The sequence below is a fragment of the Rahnella sp. PD12R genome (assembly GCF_019200965.1).
In the GTDB taxonomy this organism is placed as follows: domain Bacteria; phylum Pseudomonadota; class Gammaproteobacteria; order Enterobacterales; family Enterobacteriaceae; genus Rahnella; species Rahnella laticis.
This window is the reverse complement of sequence record NZ_JAHTMS010000001.1, coordinates 578232-597138: the sequence shown is the minus strand read 5'-3', so window position 1 is coordinate 597138 and position 18907 is coordinate 578232. Positions and strand designations below refer to the sequence as shown.

The window sequence follows — 18907 nt, the reverse complement described above, 5'->3', positions numbered from 1 at the left end:
GGCAGCGCGCAGTGAAAAGACGCGAGAGATCCAAGAGAGGCCCGTCCTGGCCTCTTTTGGGCGGTTTCGGCGAGAATGTCCGGGCGATCACCGCAATTGAGAAACCGAAACTTTCTCGGTCTAGCCTTTAGCGTGCCTCCCTGCAAGTGAAAAATCCTCCGGGCGGGTCGAAGGGCAGCAAGCCCTTCACTTAAGCAAATCCTCAAGTGCTTCCTTCAGCTCCTTATGCCGGTAGGCAAACCCCGCGGCTTCCAGCTGTTTCGGCACGGCCCGTTGCCCGCCGAGAACTAACACCGCCGACTCTCCCATCAGCAAACGCACTACCGGCGCAGGCGCGCGCATAAATGCCGGGCGGTGCAGGACTTCACCGAGCAGGGCGCTGAACTGTTCATTGCGTGCAGGATAAGGCGAAACCATATTGAACGGGCCGGAGAGCGTTTCGTGCGTCAGCAGGAAAATGATGCCATCAATCATGTCATCGATATGGATCCACGGCATATATTGCTGGCCATCGCCCAGCGGACCGCCCAGACCGGCGCGGAAAGGCAGTACCATTTTTGCCAGCGCGCCGCCTTTTTCAGCCAGAACGATACCGGTACGCAACAGACAAACGCGGGTGCGCGGGCTTTCGGCAGTCAGCGCCAGCGCTTCCCAGCGGGCGCACAGTTGCCAGGTAAATTGCTTATTCGGCGGTTCATCCTCCGGCACCAGCGCCTGACCCTGATCGCCGTAATAACCCACGGCGGAGCCGGAAATGAAGACCGAAGGCGGTGTCTGGCTGGCGTTAATCAGCGTCGCCAGCTTTTCAGTTAACTGCCAGCGGCTTTCGCACAGCAAGGCTTTATGCTCTTTCGTCCAGCGTTTGTCGGCGATCGGCTCGCCCGCCAGATTAATTACCGCGTCAAAACCTTCCAGCGATGTTTTGCCGTCGAGGGTTTCCCAGATCTGAACCTGTGGCCCCAGCAGTTTTGCCGCACGTTCAGGCGCACGGCTTAGCGCAGTAATCTGATGAGATTGCCCGAGAAGCCGTTCCGTGAGTTTACGGCCAATGAGCCCGGTAGCGCCGGTAATCAAGATCTTCATATCGTGATCCTTAACTGTCTGAATACGCGGATGAACTGTCTCTAATCATAGATGAGTCATCACCATTAACGCGCGATATGGAGCACAATTAGGAATTATTTATTCAGCGGAAATCAGAAAGCCTCCGGCAGATACCGGAGGCGGGAGGGCTTATTGCACAGAGGCCAGCGCGTAGGCTTTTTGGGTGGCCGGGCGCGCTTTAACACGTTCGAACCAGTTGCGGACGGCCGGGTATTCAGCCAAATCAATGCGCTGACGCTCGTGCGCCACTACCCACGGATACGTGGCGATATCCGCAATGCTGTAATGGTCACCGGCGATATAGGCGTTTTTTTCCAGCTGGCGGTTCAGAACGCCGTACAGACGCCGGGTTTCCTGAAGGAAACGTTCGATGGCGTAAGGCACCGGCTGCGGGGCGTAATGCGTGAAGTGATGGTTCTGACCAAGCATCGGACCAAATCCGGCCACTTGCCAGTAGAGCCATTCCAGCGTGGATGTGCGCTCGCGCAGCTCTTTGCTCAGGAATTTCCCGGTTTTTTCTGCCAGATACTGCAAAATGGCGCCGGATTCAAAAACGCTGACGGGCGCGCCGCCGTCAACAGGCTGGCTGTCGACAATGGCCGGGATTTTGTTGTTCGGGGATATGGCGAGGAATTCAGGTTTGAACTGGTCTCCGGCGCTGATATCAATGCGGTGGAGCCGGTATTGCAGGCCACTCTCTTCAAGAAAAAGAGAAATTTTATGGCCATTTGGTGTTGGTGCGTAATAAAGATCAATCATATTGCCTCCTGCGTTGTTTTAATCACTCTTGGCGATTTGCGGGGCGAAATGCGCCTATGTGTTACTGCTAATCACAAGCTTATTATCAGAATTAATAGGGTAACATAACGTGGGTAAATAGGAGTCTATGTCAGAGTTGTCTGATGGCGAACTTTGCGCGATAACTTAGCTTTTAGCTTGCACCAATGCATCCATAGCTATTGAAGCAACCCCGCAGACCCAGATAGAATCTCCGAACATTATCGACGTGTTGCAAAATCACTGCGCACAGACTTATTGCGCACAGACCAGCGCTTAAAAGAGAAGGTTCATCGGATGTCAGAACAAGAGCAAAACATCAGTACGGATGAATGGGTAGATATCGTCAACGAAGAAAACGAGGTCATTGCCCAGGCCAGCCGACAACAAATGCGCGCTCAGGTCCTGCGTCACCGTGCCAGCTATATTGTGGTTCATGACGGCATGGGCAATATTTTGGTTCAGCGCCGGACTGAAACCAAAGACTTCTACCCGGGCTGGCTGGATGCCACTGCCGGTGGCGTGGTGCAAAGCGGTGAAAATATCCTTGATTCTGCACGCCGTGAAGCGGAAGAAGAGCTGGGCATCGCCGGTGTTCCGTTTGCTGAGCACGGGCAGTTCTACTTCGAAGAAGAGAATAAGTGCCGCGTCTGGGGCGCGCTGTTCAGCTGCGTCTCACACGGGCCGTTTGCTTTGCAGGAAGAAGAGATTGATGCCGTTCGCTGGATGACGCCGGAAGAAATCACGGCACGTTGCGATGAATTCACGCCGGACTCCCTGAAGGCATTGTCCCTGTGGATGACGCGTAACAACGAAAAAGAACACGGTAAACCGCTGACGCGCGAACCGTCTGCGTTAGCCCCGGAAAGCGTGCAGGATGAAGACAGCGCGCACTCTGAAGGTGACGGAGAGTAAGGCCGCCGGCGGGCGATGTTGAGTCGTCCGCCGCTTTTTCAGCAACTGTCCCGCTTACACAATGACGATGCGATCGTCACTTCTTCCCACTCTTCGTCATTAATCCTCGCCAGCAGTGCCTGCGCGGCGCGTATCCCAATTTCTTTGTGCGGAATGGCAATCGTGGTCAGCGGCGGCTGGCAGACTTTGCTCACATCTGCGTTACCAAATCCGACAACGGCCAGATCGTCCGGCACTTTGATGCGACGGCGCTGACATTCGTACAGTGCGCCGCAGGCCAGATCGTCGGAAACACACACCAGTGCGTCAATTTCCGGCCAGGCGAGCAGGAATTCCGGCAACTGTTGTGCGCCGGTTGAGAAGCAGGCCGGTTCGGCGGCGTTAATCACGCGGTGCGGCGACATGTGCGCCTTGAGCATAGCCTTACGCCAGCCTTGCAGGTGTTGCTGGAAAATCCATTGTTCCTGATTGGCACACAGCATGCCGATGTTCTGATACCCCTTTGCCACCACGGTTTGCGTGAGCTGGAACATGGCTTCGACGTAATCAATCCCAATGTTCATGTCTATCGGGGAGTCGGTCAGCGCACCAATTTCAAGAACCGGAATGGTCAGATTATCCAGCCACTGGCGCACGTTGGCGGAGTGTTCGACCGACAGCAAAATGGCGGCCGCCAGATTATAAGAGAGCAGGGTTTCCAGCAGCTTTTCCTCACGCTCGATCCGGTGCTGAGACTCGGCGAGCATGATCTGATATCCGGCGGGTTGAAGTACTTTTTGCAGACCGGCGAACATCTCGGCGCAACCGGATTCAGAAAGGCTTGGCACAATCATCGCAATAGTATTGGAGGACGCGGAGGCCAGCGAACTGGCGGCCTGATTGGGCAGATATCCCAGCTGACTGACCGCTTCTTCAATCTTTTCCCGCAGCTTATCGGAGACCTGTTCCGGCGTTCGCAGCGCGCGGGAAACGGTCATGCTTCCCACGCCCGCAAGCTGCGCGACATCGGCCAGCGTCACTCTTCCGGTACTGCGTCTTTTTTTGTTAATGGACATTCACGATCCTGACTGCGCATCTTGCGCACAAATTATACCCGCAGGCATAGCGAAAAAAACAGGCCGCAGCAGGACCGGTATCGAACAGGAACCACGGCAGAATTCGGTAAATTATCGGCAATTTCCAGACAAAGTATACCGTTATTTGTGCGGCCAGCGGGCTGATGGTTCCGCGACGGGACTATTTTTGATAGCGCTATCACAGATCTCAATGATAGAAGTTTGGTAGCGCTATCTTTGTGAGTTGTATCACAGATGTTAACGCTACCGCTGAAGTAGAGTCTGGATCGCTGGTGGTGTCTGGGGGAAATTCGATCCGCCATCTTAAAAATATAAACCGGAGCCATAACTATGCTGAATGATTGGCTGACTTCTGAGAGGATTCAGATCAGAACAGATATCACTGACTGGCGTGAGGCCGTGGAAGTGAGCGCTGAACCGTTGTTGAAAGAGGGGACGATTACCCCCGACTATCTGACGGCAATTTTTGCACAGCGTGAAAAACTGGGACCGTATTTTGTTCTGGCACCCGGCATTGCGATGCCACATGCCAGGCCGGAAGAGGGCGCTAACGGATTAGGATTGTCTTTACTGACATTACCGCACGGAGTGAAGTTTAATTCGGAAGATAACGACCCGGTGTATACAGTCGTGATGTTATCTGCACCCGATAAGCACAGTCATATTGAGCTTATTTCCGAACTGGCGGAATTGTTCTCCAGCGAAGAAGATATGCAGAAAATATTCCGGGCCAAAGCCATAGATGAAATACAGGAAGTCATCGCTCGTTATTAATTTAGGTTAAGTGTTGTTTCACTTATTATCAGGCTGACGATTTCATTCTCAGAAAAATAGTGTTTTTCATATGCATTATCCTGCGTAGCGGATACGTGTACCCTACGCCTTTCAAAACAGATAAAAATCAGGTGAATTTATGAAGATTATGGCGATTTGCGGTTCCGGCTTAGGCAGCAGCTTTATGGTTGAAATGAATATCAAGAAAGTCCTGAAGAAATTAAACATCCAGGCCGATGTTCAGCACTCCGATCTGTCATCCGCTATCCCGGGTGAAGCGGATCTGTTTGTCATGGCGAAGGACATTGCCGCCAGCGCCAGTATTCCGGAAAACCAGCTCGTGGTCATTACGAATATTATTGATATTAATGAACTTGAAACCAAACTGATTGCGCATTTTGAAAAACACCCAGTGTCCTGACCGGCACTGAATAACCCTACAAATAAAACGAATAGACAAACGAGGTGGATATGTTTATCCAGGAAACGCTCAAGTTTGTGGTTGATATATTAAAAGTGCCTTCTGTGCTGGTCGGGCTTATTGCATTAATTGGCCTGGTTGCGCAAAAGAAAAACTTTTCAGATGTCGTCAAGGGAACCGTTAAAACAATACTGGGCTTTTTAGTATTGGCCGGCGGTGCCACCGTATTAGTGGGCGCATTAAATCCACTCGGCGGCATGTTTGAACACGCTTTTAATATCCAGGGTATTATTCCAAACAACGAAGCCATTGTTTCCATCGCACTTGAGAAGTTTGGTGCGCCGACGGCCTTAATTATGGCGTTCGGTATGGTGGCAAACCTGGTTGTGGCGCGCTTTACCCGTCTGAAATATGTGTTTCTGACCGGACATCACACGTTTTACATGGCCTGTATGATCAGCGTTATCCTGACCGTTGCCGGTTTTGAAGGGGTTGCACTGGTCTTCACCGGTTCCCTGACGCTGGGTCTGATCATGGCGTTCTTCCCGGCACTGGCGCAGCGTTATATGCGCAAAATCACCGGCAGCGACGATGTGGCATTCGGCCATTTCGGCACCATCGGTTATGTGTTATCGGGCTGGATCGGCAGCAAAGTCGGGAAGGGTTCACGCTCAACCGAAGAAATGAACCTGCCTAAAAATCTCAGTTTCCTGCGCGACAGCTCAATTTCCATCTCGCTGACCATGATCATCATTTACTTGATTATGGCGGTATTTGCCGGGCAGATTTTCGTCGAGCAAACCTACAGCGCAGGCCAGAACTATCTGGTGTACTCCATCATCATGGCGATTACCTTTGCGGCTGGTGTGTTCATCATCCTGCAAGGTGTGCGTCTGATTCTGGCGGAAATCGTTCCTGCGTTCGTCGGCTTCTCCGAAAAACTGGTCCCGAATGCCCGCCCGGCGCTGGATTGCCCGGTTGTGTATCCGTACGCCCCGAACGCCGTGCTGATTGGTTTTCTGTTCAGCTTCCTCGGCGGTCTGGTCGGTCTGTTCCTGTTAGGCCAGATGCATCTGGTGCTGATCCTGCCGGGCGTCGTACCGCACTTCTTCACCGGTGCAACGGCGGGCGTGTTCGGTAACGCAACCGGTGGTCGCCGCGGCGCGATGGTCGGTGCATTTGCCAACGGCGTGCTGATTACTTTCCTGCCTGTTCTGCTGTTACCGGTGCTTGGCGCGCTGGGCTTTGCCAACGCGACCTTCTCTGATGCGGACTTCGGTGTTATCGGCATTCTGCTGGGTAATCTGGCCCGCTTCATGTCGAAGGAAGGCATCATGGCGCTGATTGTCGGCATCTTCGCGGTACTGGTTGCCTGGAACTATCTCGGCAAAAAACCGGTGGCTGATAAAGAAGTCACTGAGAAGTAATTCCCTGCATCAATACGTTTCTTAAATCCATCCGGGAAACACTGTCCTGCCTGTTAGCAATAACAGGCCAGGATAAGTGCTCACTAAAATAAGGACCCATCAAGATGAAAGATGTCCAGGAGGTTCGTGAACTGGCCCGCCATATCCGCATCGAGACGCTGAAAATGCTGACCGGTCTGGGGTTCGGGCACTACGGCGGCAGTATGTCAGTGGTGGAAACGCTGGCTGTTTTGTACGGTGATGTGATGCGTATCGACCCGAACAAACCGGACTGGCAGGAGCGCGATTATTTCGTGCTTTCCAAAGGCCACGCGGGCCCGGCTTTGTACGCCACGCTGGCGCTGAAAGGTTATTTCCCGGTCAGTGAGTTGCAAACGCTGAACCAAAACGGCACCCGTTTGCCGAGCCATCCGGATCGTCTGCGCACCACGGGTGTGGATGCCACAACCGGATCACTCGGGCAGGGCGTTTCCATCGCGGCGGGCATGGCGCTGTCCCATAAACTGGCAGGCCGTTCCAACCGCGTTTTCTGCATCCTTGGCGATGGCGAACTCAATGAAGGGCAGTGCTGGGAAGCCTTCCAGTTTATTGCTCACCACAATCTGCACAACCTGACGCTGTTCATCGATTACAACAAACAGCAACTCGACGGCACGCTGGACGAAGTGATTAAGCCGTTTGATCTGGCAGGAAAATTCAGTGCATTTGGATTTGATGTTCAGACCATTAAAGGTGATGACGTGGAGGCTATCAGTGAAGCCGTTACGCCGGTTCGCCATGCAGAACAGCGTCCGCTGGTGGTGATCCTCGACAGCATAAAAGGGCAGGGCGTGAAGTATCTCGAACAACTGGCGAACTCCCATCACCTGCGCTTAACGCCTGATGTAAAACTGGAAATTGAAAACGCTATTGCTAAGCTGGAGGCCGCCCATGTTTGAAGTCACGCTGGAATTGCAGAAAGATGCGGTTGAGATGCGCAAAGTCTATGCCAATACCGTGCGCGAGAAGATTGTCGAGAACACGCCGATTATCGCGCTGGAAGCGGATCTGATGAGCTCGATGGCAATGGACGGCGTGCATAAAGACCACCCGGAACACGTGATTAACTGCGGCATCATGGAAGCCAACGTGATTGGCGTGGCGGCCGGTTTATCGCTGACCGGACGCGTGCCGTTTGTGCATACGTTTACCGCTTTTGCCAGCCGCCGCTGTTTCGACCAGCTGTTTATGTCGCTGGATTACCAGAAGAATAACGTCAAAATCATCGCCTCGGATGCGGGCGTCAGCGCCTGTCACAACGGCGGCACGCATATGTCTTTTGAAGATATGGGCATTGTGCGCGGGCTGGCAAGCTCGGTGGTGATGGAAGTGACCGACGCGGTGATGTTCCGCAATATCCTGTTGCAGCTGATGGATCTGAAAGGTTTTTACTGGGTGCGGACTATCCGCAAACAGGCCACGCAGGTTTACAAGGAAGGTTCCACATTCACCATTGGTAAGGCGAATCTGCTGCGCGACGGCAGCGATGTAACGCTGATTGCCAACGGTATTATGGTGGCGGAAGCGCTGAAGGCGGCAGAAATGCTGGAGCGCGAAGGTGTCAGCGCCGCGGTGATCGACATGTTTACACTCAAACCTATCGATAAAGACATCATCATTAAGTACGCCGCGAAAACGGGCAAAATCGTGACCTGTGAGAACCACAGTATTCATAACGGTCTGGGATCGGCGGTAGCTGAAGTGCTGGTAGAGAATCACCCTGTACCGATGCGCCGTGTCGGCGTGAAAGAGCGTTACGGTCAGGTGGGAACACAGGAATTTTTACAGCAGGAATATGGCCTGACGGCGGAGCATATTCTGGAAGCCGCAAAAGCGTTGCTGTAATTTCCTTTGCGCCAAAAAAAACGCCGGTCATCAAGACCGGCGTTTTGCGTTCAGAGGGGCTGGCTTATTTAGCCGGAACCGCCGCTTCTGCCTGAGCAGACTGAATCGCCGTCAGGGCAACGGTGTAGACGATATCGTCAACCAGTGCGCCACGGGACAGGTCGTTAACCGGTTTGCGCATACCCTGCAACATCGGCCCGATAGAGACCAGGTCCGCAGAACGCTGAACCGCTTTATACGTGGTGTTACCGGTGTTCAGGTCAGGGAAGATGAACACGGTAGCTTTACCTGCAACCGGTGAGTTTGGTGCTTTGGATTTCGCTACGTCAGCCATGATAGCGGCGTCGTATTGCAGCGGGCCATCGATGATCAGGTCAGGACGTTTTTCCTGCGCCAGACGGGTCGCTTCACGCACTTTCTCAACGTCGCTGCCTGCACCGGAGTTGCCGGTGGAGTAGGAGATCATCGCAACGCGCGGCTCGATACCGAATGCAGCCGCGGAATCCGCAGACTGGATTGCGATTTCTGACAGCTGTTCAGCGGTTGGATCCGGGTTGATCGCGCAGTCACCGTAAACCAGAACCTGGTCAGGCAACAGCATGAAGAACACGGAAGAAACCAGTGAGCTGCCCGGTGCAGTTTTGATCAGCTGTAGCGGTGGACGGATGGTGTTTGCGGTGGTGTGGACAGCACCGGAAACCAGGCCGTCAACGTTACCCTGTTCGAGCATCAGTGTGCCCAGAACCACATTGTCTTCCAGCTGTTCGCGGGCAACCACTTCGGTCATGCCTTTGCTTTTACGCAGCTCAACCAGACGGGCAACGTATTCTTCACGTACAGCAACTGGATCAACGATTTCGATGCCTTTACCCAGCGTTACGCCCTGAGCGGCTGCAACGCGTTTGATCTCGTCAGGGTTACCCAACAGAACGCATTCCGCGATACCACGTTCAGCACACAGCGCTGCGGCTTTCACGGTACGTGGCTCGTCGCCTTCTGGCAGAACGATACGTTTGCCGGCTTTGCGGGCCAGTTCGGTCAGCTGATAACGGAAGGCCGGAGGAGACAGACGACGTGAACGCTCGGAGTGCGCGCTCAGGGAGTTAATCCAGTCAGCGTTGATGTGAGAAGCCACGTATTGTTGCAGTTTCTCAACGCGCTGATGGTCGTCCGCAGGCACTTCCAGATTGAAGCTTTGCAGGCTCAGGGACGTCTGCCAGGTGTTGGTGTCTACCATGAAGACCGGCAGGCCAGTCTGGAAAGCACGTTCGCACAGCTTGTTGATGCGGTCATCAATTTCATAACCGCCGGTCAGCAGGATTGCGCCAATCTCAACGCCGTTCATCGCGGCCAGACAGGCTGAAACCAGCACATCAGGACGGTCTGCGGAAGTCACCAGCAGTGAACCCGGACGGAAATGCTCCAGCATATGAGGAATGCTGCGTGCGCAGAAAGTCACGGATTTTACGCGGCGGGTTTTGACATCACCTTCGTTGATGATGCGGGCATTCAGGTGTTTCGCCATGTCGATTGCGCGGGTGGCAATCAGCTCGAAGCTCCACGGAATGCAACCCAGAACCGGCAGCGGGCTGTTGGCGAACAGCTGAGTCGGGTCAACGTTGGCAACGCTGGCTTTGGTGGAATCATCAAAGATTTCAGACAGGTCTGGACGTGTACGGCCCTGATCGTCAACCGGTGCGTTCAGTTTGTTGATGATAACGCCGGTGATGTTTTTGTTTTTGCTGCCGCCGAAGCTGCTGCGCGCCAGTTCGATGCGCTCTTTCAGCTGTGCCGGAGAATCGTTACCCAGCGCCAGAACGAAGACGATTTCTGCGTTCAGGGTTTTGGCGATTTCATAGTTCAGGGCATTCGCGAACTGGTGCTTACGCGTAGGCACCAGGCCTTCAACCAGAACGACTTCAGCGTCTTTGGTGTTTTCGTGGTAACGCGCGATGATTTCTTCCATCAGCACGTCTTGCTGGTTTGAACTCAGCAAGGTTTCAACGTGGCTCATTTTCAGCGGTTCCGCTGCGGTCACGGTGGAGTTAGCACGAATGATGGTGGTGGTCTGATCTGGTGCATCACCGCCGGTGCGCGGTTGCGCGATAGGCTTGAAGATGCTCAGGCTGACGCCTTTTTGTTCCATTGCACGGATCACACCCAGGCTGACGCTGGTCAGACCTACGCTGGTGCCTGTTGGGATCAACATAATTGTACGGGACACGGCTAAACCTCTTTGACGGTTGCCAGGCAAGAACATTCGCAGGTCTGTGCAGAGGGGATAATGATCAGCATAAGCGCGATGATTATCCTGCGCGGTGCGTCCAAACGGGCGGCGTTTGCCTTTGATGATAGTAGAAAAATGACTGCCAGCTTTCGCTGGCAGTTTAGGGTCGTTTTATGCGGTCAGGCGCGCGGCGTCTTGTGCAATGACCAGCTCTTCATTGGTTGGGATAACCAGAGCGGTACGGGTGCCTTCTTTGTTGATAGCACCGGATTTGCCAAAGCGTGCAGCCAGGTTGCGCTCGTGGTCAACTTCAAAGCCCAGCAGAGCCAGTTTGTCCAGAGACAGTTCGCGAACCATTGCCGCGTTTTCGCCGATACCACCGGTGAACACGATAGCGTCCAGACGGCCTTCCATCAGTGAAGTATATGCACCGATGTATTTCGCCAGACGGTGGCAGAACACGTCCATTGCACGTTTAGCGTCAGCTTTGGTGGCGTAGTTATCTTCAACATAACGGCAGTCGCTGGTGACTTCAGTCAGGCCCAGCAGGCCGGATTCTTTGGTCAGCATTTTGTTGATTTGATCAACGCTCATACCCAGAGAATCATGCAGGTGGAAGATGATTGCCGGGTCGATGTCACCGCTGCGGGTCCCCATGACCAGACCTTCCAGCGGGGTCAGACCCATAGAAGTATCAACACATTTACCGTTACGGATTGCGCTGACAGAGCCGCCGTTACCCAGGTGGCAAGTGATTAGGTTCACTTCTTCCACTGGTTTGTTCAGCATTTTCGCGGCTTCCTGAGTCACATAGAAGTGGCTGGTGCCGTGTGCGCCGTAACGACGGATGTGGTGATCTTTATACAGGCTGTACGGCAGCGCGTAGAGGTAAGATTCTTCAGGCATGGTCTGATGGAACGCGGTGTCGAAGACAGCAACGTTTTTGTCAGCCAGTTTAGGGAAAGATTTCAGTGCTTCATCGATACCAATCAGGTGAGCCGGGTTATGCAGCGGTGCAAACGGGATAGATTCTTTGATACCTTCGATCACCGCGTCGTTGATCAGCATGGATTTAGTCAGCTTCTCGCCGCCATGAACGATGCGGTGGCCGATTGCTACCAGCTCAGCAGACAGTTCAGGTTTTTTGCTCAGAATATTGTTAACGATGAATTTCAGCGCTTCGCTGTGTGCGGCACCCGCACCTAAAGCGGCTTCTTCTTTGCCACCGTCCATTTTCCATTTAATGCGTGCTTCTGGCAGATGGAAACATTCGGCTAAACCTGAAATGTGTTCTTCACCGTTTGCTGCATCAATGATGGCAAACTTAAGGGAAGAACTACCACAGTTAAGAACCAGTACAAGCTTACTCGACATGGAAGTACCTATTTATTGTTGGTGCTGTTTAAAAAAAACAATACACGTGGTTAATAAATCGTCAGTCTGACATCAAGCGTAGCGCATAATGGCGGCGACAATTATGATTAACATCATGCCAGAGAGCCATAACAGGCATGACGATGAAAAAGCTGAAGAATCGCGGGGAACAGATTTTTTAATCTCCCGGATAACGGTGAAACGTCCGTCTTGCAGACGAAAACGTTCCTGTTATGCTTCTTCAGAATGTTGCTAATAAGTAAAAACACTAACAAAAAATACAATAACTAATTACAAAACCACCCGACGCAAGGCACTATGCTTAATGTAGGGAGAAAACATTGCAATTTCGCGTTTCCGCCCCAACTTTATATTAACCTTGTCGGCTGAGAGGTATGCAAGGCTGCGATAGAATACCGACAGGTGCCAGCAAAAACAAAATATATTTTATCGTGGTAAACTCCAGTTTGTGTTTTACAAATATTTTTTAAATTTTATACGTGAAGTTGAGGTGCATCTATGACGAGTAAGCCAACAGGCTCCGTAGGCTGGTTCCAGGTTTTCCAGCGCGGGCAGCACTACATGAAGACATGGCCGTCAGATAAGCGTCTGGCTCCGGTATTTCCTGAGAACCGGATTTCCAGTGCCACCCGATTTGCCGTACGCGTTATGCCCGCCGTGGCCGTTTTCACGCTGAGCTGGCAAATTGCCATGGGCGGACAACTGGGCCCGGCCGTGGCGACCGCTATTTTTGCCTGTAGCCTGCCGATGCAAGGGTTGTGGTGGCTTGGCCGTCGTTCCCTGACGCCGTTGCCGCCGACGCTGATGAGCTGGTTCCACGATGTGCGCAATAAACTCGTTGAAGCCGGGCAGGCATTAGCCCCGATTGAAGGCACGCCGACGTATCAGTCGCTGGCGGATGTTCTCAAGCGGGCTTTCAAGCAGCTTGATAAAACCTTTTTAGACGATCTGTAATTCTGCCCGTCCCGTCATTAACATCGTTTTACACCGCATTTTGACCGGAGGAACGTCTCCTCCGGTGATTATTTCAGATGAGATCCAGACCCAAATCAAAGAATGGTGTGCTTGCGATTTCGCAGAACTTTGCGCTATGCCATGCTTTGCTCATTATGCAGACATGAGGATTTTCACGATGGAAATGACGAACGCTCAACGCCTGATTTTGTCGAATCAATATAAAATGATGACCATGCTGGACCCCGATAACGCGGAGCGTTATCGCCGGTTACAAACGGTGATCGAACGTGGTTTTGGTTTGCAAATGCGCGAGCTGGACAGGGACTTTGGCGAATTGCCGGAAGAAACCTGCCGCACCGTAATTAACATTATGGAAATGCATCATGCGATGCAGGTTTCATGGACTAACCTGAAAGACACTCAGGATTTGGATCGCCGCCGTATTGATTTCCTCGGTTTTGATGCTGCAACAGAATCTCGCTATTTAAGCTATGTCCGCTTTATGGTGAACACCGAAGGACGTTACACTGATTTTGATGCGGGGACGCACGGCTTTAACGCACAGACCAAAATGTGGGATAAATACCAGCGCATGCTGGCCGTCTGGCAATCTTGTCCTCGTCAGTACCATTTGAGCGCCGTCGAGATAGCGCAAATCATAAATGCCTAAATTGAGATAACTAAAGAGGAATTGCCTGTGGAGTGCAAAGGTTTCTTGTTCGACCTTGATGGAACGTTAGTGGATTCACTGCCCGCCGTAGAACGCTCCTGGATTAACTGGGCACTCAGCTGGGGGGCTAACCCGCAGGATGTTCTGGCCTTTATTCATGGCAAACAGGCAATCACTTCTTTACGTCATTTCATGGAAGGCGCAAGCGAAGAAAAGATTCAGGAAGAGTTCGATAAACTGGAAAAGATCGAAGCCACTGATACTGAAGGGGTTACGGCACTGCCGGGCGCTCATCTTATTCTGAGTGAACTCAACCGCATGAACATTCCGTGGGCGATTGTGACCTCGGGTTCCATGCCGGTGGCCAGCGCGCGTCATAAAGCTGCGAATTTGCCTGAGCCGGAGGTGTTCATCACCGCAGAACAGGTTAAACACGGCAAGCCTAAGCCGGATGCTTATCTGCTGGGTGCAGAACGTCTGGGCCTGGCGCCGGAAGATTGTGTCGTGGTGGAAGATGCCGCGGCGGGCGTAATGGCCGGTCTTGCGGCCGGTTGCAAAGTGATTGCGGTTAACGCGCCGTCTGACACACCGGGAATCGAAGATGTAGATTTCGATCTTTCCTCGCTGAAAGATTTACTGCTTAATCCTTCCGATAACGGCGTGACCATCAGCCTGCGCTAAGCGCATAAAAAGTACAATTAACGCCTTTTAATTGATATAAACCCCGCAGCAGCGGGGTTTTTTTATGCCATCCTAATACCCGTCATACTTCAAACTGCCTCTGTGTTGGCCGCCTTCACAGATCCCGGTCACTTACTCTTGTAAGCTCCCGAGATTTATTCCGTTGCCGCCTTGATGCAATTTGAATTATTTGGGGTATTCACTGAGTTTATGCCTGCCATCTCAACGCAAAAGGAGTTTGTTTTGACCGGTGAATTAATCTGGGTAGTGATACTGCTTGTGATCGCCATGGTGTTGTTCGCGCGCAATACGCTGCGGATGGATATCGTGGCGTTACTTGTCATCATTGCTTTCGTGCTGAGCGGAACGCTGACCATCAATGAAGCGCTGGCCGGATTCAGCGACCCGAACGTGATTCTGATTGCCGCACTGTTTGTTGTCGGGCACGGGCTGGTCAGAACCGGCGTGGCTTATCAGGTGGGCGACTGGCTGATGAAAGTCGCGGGTAACAGCGAAACCCGTATGCTGGTTTTACTGATGCTGACCGTCGCCGGGCTGGGCGCGTTTATGAGTTCGACCGGCGTAGTGGCGATTTTCATCCCCGTTGTTATCAGCGTTTCTGCCCGCATGAAAACGTCTCCCGCCCGCCTGATGATGCCACTGAGTTTTGCCGGGCTTATCAGCGGGATGATGACGCTGGTCGCCACGCCACCCAATATGGTGGTTAACAGCGAATTACTCCGTGAAGGGTTTGACGGTTTTGGTTTCTTCGGCGTGACGCCGGTGGGGCTGGTCGTGCTGGTAATGGGCGTAGGATATATGCTGCTTGCCCGCCGCTGGCTGTCTTCCGATGATGCCTTACAGGATAAACAGCGCTGGAAGCGTCGTACTTTTCGTGATCTTATCCGCGATTATCACCTGACCGGTCGTGCGCGGCGGATGACGGTACGTCCCGGATCTCCGCTGGTCGGCCGCACGCTGGACGATTTGCATCTGCGTTCCCGCTATGGCGCAAACGTGGTGGGTATTGAACGCTGGCGCAAATTTCGTCGTGTGATGGTCAGTGCAACCGGGAACACCGAGCTGTGTGCCCGCGATGTGCTGCTGCTGGATATGGCTGATCCTGACGTTTCTGTCCGCCAGTTTTGTACCGATGAAATGCTTGAGCCGATGGTTTTACGCGGTGAGTATTTTTCCGAGCAGTCACGGGATGTCGGAATGGCGGAAGTGTCGCTGATCCCAGACTCCGAGCTGCTGGGTAAAACGCTGCGCGACGTGGCGTTCCGCTCAACTTACGGCCTGAACGTGGTCGGCATTCGCCGGCAGGGCGAAGCGCTCGACGGCAAGCTGGTTGATGAAGTTTTACAGCTGGGCGATATGTTGCTGGTGATTGGCGACTGGAAACTCATCCGCCAGCTACAACAGCAGATGCATGATTTCATTGTGCTGAATCTGCCCGCAGAAGTGGATGAAGTCGCGCCCGCACTCAGCCAGGCTCCCCATGCGCTGTTTTGCCTGGCGCTGATGGTCGCGTTAATGCTTACCGACGACGTGCCGAATGCCATCGCGGCCATTATTGCCTGCATGCTGATGGGCAAGTTCCGCTGCATCACGATGGAAGGCGCGTATAAGGCCATTCACTGGCCGAGTCTGCTACTGATCGTCGGGATGATGCCTTTCGCGCTGGCACTGCAAAAAACCGGCGGCGTGGCGCTGATTGTGAAAGGCCTGATGGAAGTGAGCGGAGGATACGGCCCGTACATGATGCTGCTGAGTTTGTTTGTGCTCTGCGCCGGTATCGGGTTATTTATTTCCAATACTGCAACGGCCGTACTGATGGCGCCGATCGCCATTGCGGCGGCGCATCAGATGGGCGTTTCGCCTTACCCGTTTACCATGATTATCGCAATTGCGGCCTCGGCGGCGTTCATGACGCCGGTTTCATCACCGGTGAATACGCTTGTGATGGTGCCCGGCAACTACAAGTTTGGCGATTTCATCCGTATTGGCGTGCCTTTTACGCTGCTGGTGATGGTCGTCAGCATTTTTCTGGTGCCGGTACTTTTCCCGTTCTGACGCACAGCAGGCGATCAGAGCGGAGAATCGAGGCTGATTTCATCCAGTGACAGACTGAAGCTTGGGATAAAGACTTCCATGAAGTAGTCCATTTCCGGGCTTTTTCTGTCGGCCAGCGTCTTTTCCAGACGCGCTTTTGCCAGCGTAAATTCGTTATTCCCCGCGGACAATTCTTCCAGACATTTCAGGTACGCGCATAAGGCATCGGCCTGTTTTACCGTCAGTTTTTCATCTTCCGTATAATAGTGTTCGTCAATCAGCGGACGGAAATCCTCCTGCAATTCTTTCGGCAGCATTTCGATCAGTTTTTGCTGAGCAATTTTCTCGATTTTTTTGTATTCATGGGCAATCTGCGGATTGTAATACTTGATGGGCGTCGGCATATCGCCGGTCAGCACTTCGCTGGCGTCGTGATACATCGCCAGAAGGGCGACGCGTTCGGCGCTAAGATTGCCGTTAAATTTGCGGTTTTTGATCACGGCCAGGGCATGAGCCACGAAGGCGACCTGGAGGCTGTGTTCGGACACATTCTCGGTGCGGACGTTGCGCATCAGCGGCCAGCGGCTGATCAGTTTAAGACGGGAAAGGTGGGCGAAAAAATGGCTCTGAATCATAGCACTCTCAATAACAACGGTGAATGAGAGTCCATTGTGAGCAGTGCGAAACCGTTATGCAAATGCGGAATGCGCAGAAAGAAAAAAGGGCGCAGATGTCTGCGCCCTGATCATTACTGACGGTAGGTTTCGAGGAAACGACCGAACTTGTTCACTGCCATTTCCAGTTCGTCTACGCGCGGGAGCGTCACGATACGGACGTGGTCAGGATAAGGCCAGTTAAAGGCGGAGCCCTGAACCAGCAGGACTTTTTGCTGTAACAGCAAATCGAGCACCATTTTCTGGTCATCCTGAATATTGAAACGCTTGGCATCGATTCGCGGGAACATATACAGCGCACCTTTCGGCTTCACGCAGGACACGCCCGGGATCTGATTAATCAGTTCCCACGCGCGGTCACGCTGTTCGACCAGGCGCCCGCCCGGCTGAATGAATTCGCTGATACTCTGGTAACCGCCCAGCGCTGTCTGAATGGCGTGCTGCATCGGAACGTTGGCGCACAAACGCATAGAGGCCAGCATTTCCAGACCTTCTATATAACCTTTGGCGTGCTTTTTCGGGCCGTTCAGGACCATCCAGCCCTGACGGAAACCGGCAACGCGGTAGGTTTTTGACAGACCATTGAAGGTTACGGTCAGAAGATCTGGCGCCAGCGACGCAATGGAAATGTGCTGAGCTTCGTCGTACAGGATCTTGTCGTAGATTTCGTCGGCAAAGATGATCAGATTGTGTTCACGCGCAATCTCGACGATCTGCATCAGCAATTCCTTGCTGTACACCGCGCCGGTTGGATTGTTCGGGTTGATGATCACAATGCCACGGGTGCGCGGCGTGATTTTGTCACGAATATCGGCGATATCCGGGAACCAGTCAGCACCTTCATCACACAGGTAATGCACCGCGTTACCGCCAGACAGGGAAACTGCGGCGGTCCACAACGGATAATCGGGCGCAGGCACCAGCATTTCATCGCCCGTGTTCAGCAATGCCTGCATTGACTGAACGATCAGCTCAGAAACACCGTTACCGATGTAAATGTCTTCAACCGTGATGTCGCGCATATCGCGCGCCTGATAATGCTGCATGATCGCTTTACGTGCAGAAAACAGGCCTTTTGAATCACAGTAGCCCTGTGAAGTCGGCAAATTGCGGATTACGTCGATCAGGATTTCATCCGGCGCGTCGAAACCGAACGGGGCAGGGTTGCCGATGTTCAGTTTGAGGACTTTGTTGCCTTCTTCTTCAAGACGTTTTGCTTCTTTAAGCACCGGGCCGCGAATGTCATAACAGACGTTGTCCAGTTTGTGGGATTTTTCAATCGGGGACATGTAAATAGGAGCCTTTTGCAGTAAAGCCTGTTCTTCCCTGGCGCCAGGCGACCGTAGAACAGTGCGAAGGGGTCAATTTACTCCCCCGGAGCGGGTGTGAGAAGGGCTGTGCACCGTTTTGGTGAAAAACAGCGGTAATGCGGCCGGAGGTGGTTCTTTCCCATGGCTTGCAGGACACTAAATGGTTTTTAATTCTTATGATTGGATTTTATGTGATTTTTTATTTTGTAAATGGTGGTTTTATAACCGGTAATTTCACTGTTTTTGCTGCACTACGATCGCCGCTCCGGTTTTGCGGCTGTGTTCTTTTTGGGCAGAACATCATGAAAACTTACCAAAGCTCGACAAATTCTGAAAAAAAATCGTGTGCGGATGATAAACAAGGAAAAATGTCTGATGAGAATTAGTTTTATTTATCTAATGATTAATAGTGAGTGCTGGATAAATGATCATGTCGGGGCAATATCTGAAACCTATTCTTTTTTGAATAAGTGAATGCTTTACTGGCATATATATAATAAAAATCACTATAAACAAAATTTGATGAAACAAGAAAAATCTTAATGATCCATTAACTAATG

17 protein-coding genes are annotated in these 18907 nt (G+C 52.5%); 10 read left to right on the top strand and 7 right to left on the bottom strand.

Annotated elements, in window-relative coordinates; all coding sequences use genetic code 11:
• Nucleotides 1-186: 186 nt before the first annotated feature.
• Entirely contained in the window at nucleotides 187-1083 is an 897-nt protein-coding gene (locus KWG64_RS02670; RefSeq protein ID WP_195825134.1) for a TIGR01777 family oxidoreductase, read from the bottom strand.
• Between the two features lie 150 nt (nucleotides 1084-1233).
• Nucleotides 1234-1863: a GSH-dependent disulfide bond oxidoreductase gene (yfcG, locus tag KWG64_RS02665; RefSeq protein WP_218520834.1), complete on the bottom strand. Its 630-nt coding sequence runs from the start codon at nucleotides 1861-1863 to the stop codon at nucleotides 1234-1236.
• A 315-nt stretch (nucleotides 1864-2178) separates the two neighbouring features.
• Between yfcG and yfcD the strand changes: the two genes are divergently transcribed.
• Complete coding sequence (gene yfcD, locus KWG64_RS02660; RefSeq protein ID WP_218520833.1) at nucleotides 2179-2796, top strand: NUDIX hydrolase YfcD; 618 nt, start codon at nucleotides 2179-2181, stop codon at nucleotides 2794-2796.
• 38 nt (nucleotides 2797-2834) lie between these two features.
• Here the strand turns inward: yfcD and KWG64_RS02655 are convergent, their stop codons facing one another.
• Nucleotides 2835-3851, bottom strand: a complete 1017-nt coding sequence (locus tag KWG64_RS02655) for a LacI family DNA-binding transcriptional regulator (RefSeq protein ID WP_152324381.1) — start codon at nucleotides 3849-3851, stop codon at nucleotides 2835-2837.
• Nucleotides 3852-4202: 351 nt separating this feature from the next.
• Here KWG64_RS02655 and KWG64_RS02650 point away from each other — a divergent pair, with 351 nt between their 5' ends.
• The 5 genes from KWG64_RS02650 to KWG64_RS02630 all read left to right on the top strand — a co-directional run bounded on the left by KWG64_RS02650 (nucleotide 4203) and on the right by KWG64_RS02630 (nucleotide 8378).
• On the top strand, nucleotides 4203-4646 hold the full coding sequence (locus KWG64_RS02650; protein ID WP_218520832.1) for a PTS sugar transporter subunit IIA: 444 nt from the start codon (nucleotides 4203-4205) through the stop codon (nucleotides 4644-4646).
• Nucleotides 4647-4785: 139 nt separating this feature from the next.
• A complete protein-coding gene (locus KWG64_RS02645) occupies nucleotides 4786-5067 on the top strand; it encodes a PTS sugar transporter subunit IIB (RefSeq protein WP_013574575.1) in 282 nt (93 codons plus the stop codon).
• A gap of 50 nt (nucleotides 5068-5117) precedes the next feature.
• The gene (locus tag KWG64_RS02640; protein WP_165058307.1) at nucleotides 5118-6494 is read left to right on the top strand and encodes a PTS ascorbate transporter subunit IIC; all 1377 of its coding nucleotides are present in this window, start codon (nucleotides 5118-5120) and stop codon (nucleotides 6492-6494) included.
• 104 nt (nucleotides 6495-6598) lie between these two features.
• Nucleotides 6599-7432 carry a transketolase gene (locus KWG64_RS02635; RefSeq protein WP_218520831.1) on the top strand — a complete coding sequence of 278 codons (834 nt, stop codon included), beginning with the start codon at nucleotides 6599-6601 and terminating at the stop codon, nucleotides 7430-7432.
• On the top strand, nucleotides 7425-8378 hold the full coding sequence (locus KWG64_RS02630; RefSeq protein WP_195825132.1) for a transketolase family protein: 954 nt from the start codon (nucleotides 7425-7427) through the stop codon (nucleotides 8376-8378). The genes KWG64_RS02635 and KWG64_RS02630 overlap by 8 nt, the downstream gene beginning before the upstream one ends.
• 64 nt (nucleotides 8379-8442) lie before the next feature.
• On the opposite strand, the gene pta is transcribed toward KWG64_RS02630, so the two are convergent.
• Nucleotides 8443-10587, bottom strand: a complete 2145-nt coding sequence (gene pta, locus KWG64_RS02625; RefSeq protein ID WP_218520987.1) for a phosphate acetyltransferase — start codon at nucleotides 10585-10587, stop codon at nucleotides 8443-8445.
• A 189-nt stretch (nucleotides 10588-10776) separates the two neighbouring features.
• Nucleotides 10777-11979, bottom strand: coding sequence for an acetate kinase (ackA, locus tag KWG64_RS02620; protein ID WP_195816370.1), 1203 nt, complete (start codon nucleotides 11977-11979; stop codon nucleotides 10777-10779).
• A 519-nt stretch (nucleotides 11980-12498) separates the two neighbouring features.
• Here ackA and yfbV point away from each other — a divergent pair.
• The 4 genes from yfbV (at nucleotide 12499) to KWG64_RS02600 (ending at nucleotide 16384) form a co-directional block, all read left to right on the top strand.
• On the top strand, nucleotides 12499-12954 hold the full coding sequence (gene yfbV / locus KWG64_RS02615; protein ID WP_104921265.1) for a terminus macrodomain insulation protein YfbV: 456 nt from the start codon (nucleotides 12499-12501) through the stop codon (nucleotides 12952-12954).
• 178 nt (nucleotides 12955-13132) lie between these two features.
• Nucleotides 13133-13627 carry a YfbU family protein gene (locus KWG64_RS02610; RefSeq protein ID WP_165058299.1) on the top strand — a complete coding sequence of 165 codons (495 nt, stop codon included), beginning with the start codon at nucleotides 13133-13135 and terminating at the stop codon, nucleotides 13625-13627.
• 27 nt (nucleotides 13628-13654) lie between these two features.
• Nucleotides 13655-14308, top strand: a complete 654-nt coding sequence (locus tag KWG64_RS02605) for a sugar phosphatase (RefSeq protein ID WP_218520830.1) — start codon at nucleotides 13655-13657, stop codon at nucleotides 14306-14308.
• Between the two features lie 243 nt (nucleotides 14309-14551).
• A complete protein-coding gene (locus KWG64_RS02600; protein WP_195825130.1) occupies nucleotides 14552-16384 on the top strand; it encodes an SLC13 family permease in 1833 nt (610 codons plus the stop codon).
• A 14-nt stretch (nucleotides 16385-16398) separates the two neighbouring features.
• On the opposite strand, the gene yfbR is transcribed toward KWG64_RS02600, so the two are convergent.
• Both yfbR and KWG64_RS02590 read right to left on the bottom strand, forming a co-directional pair.
• On the bottom strand, nucleotides 16399-16998 hold the full coding sequence (yfbR, locus tag KWG64_RS02595) for a 5'-deoxynucleotidase (protein ID WP_218520829.1): 600 nt from the start codon (nucleotides 16996-16998) through the stop codon (nucleotides 16399-16401).
• 113 nt (nucleotides 16999-17111) lie between these two features.
• Nucleotides 17112-18326, bottom strand: a complete 1215-nt coding sequence (locus KWG64_RS02590) for a pyridoxal phosphate-dependent aminotransferase (RefSeq protein ID WP_152324370.1) — start codon at nucleotides 18324-18326, stop codon at nucleotides 17112-17114.
• Nucleotides 18327-18907: the final 581 nt, after the last annotated feature.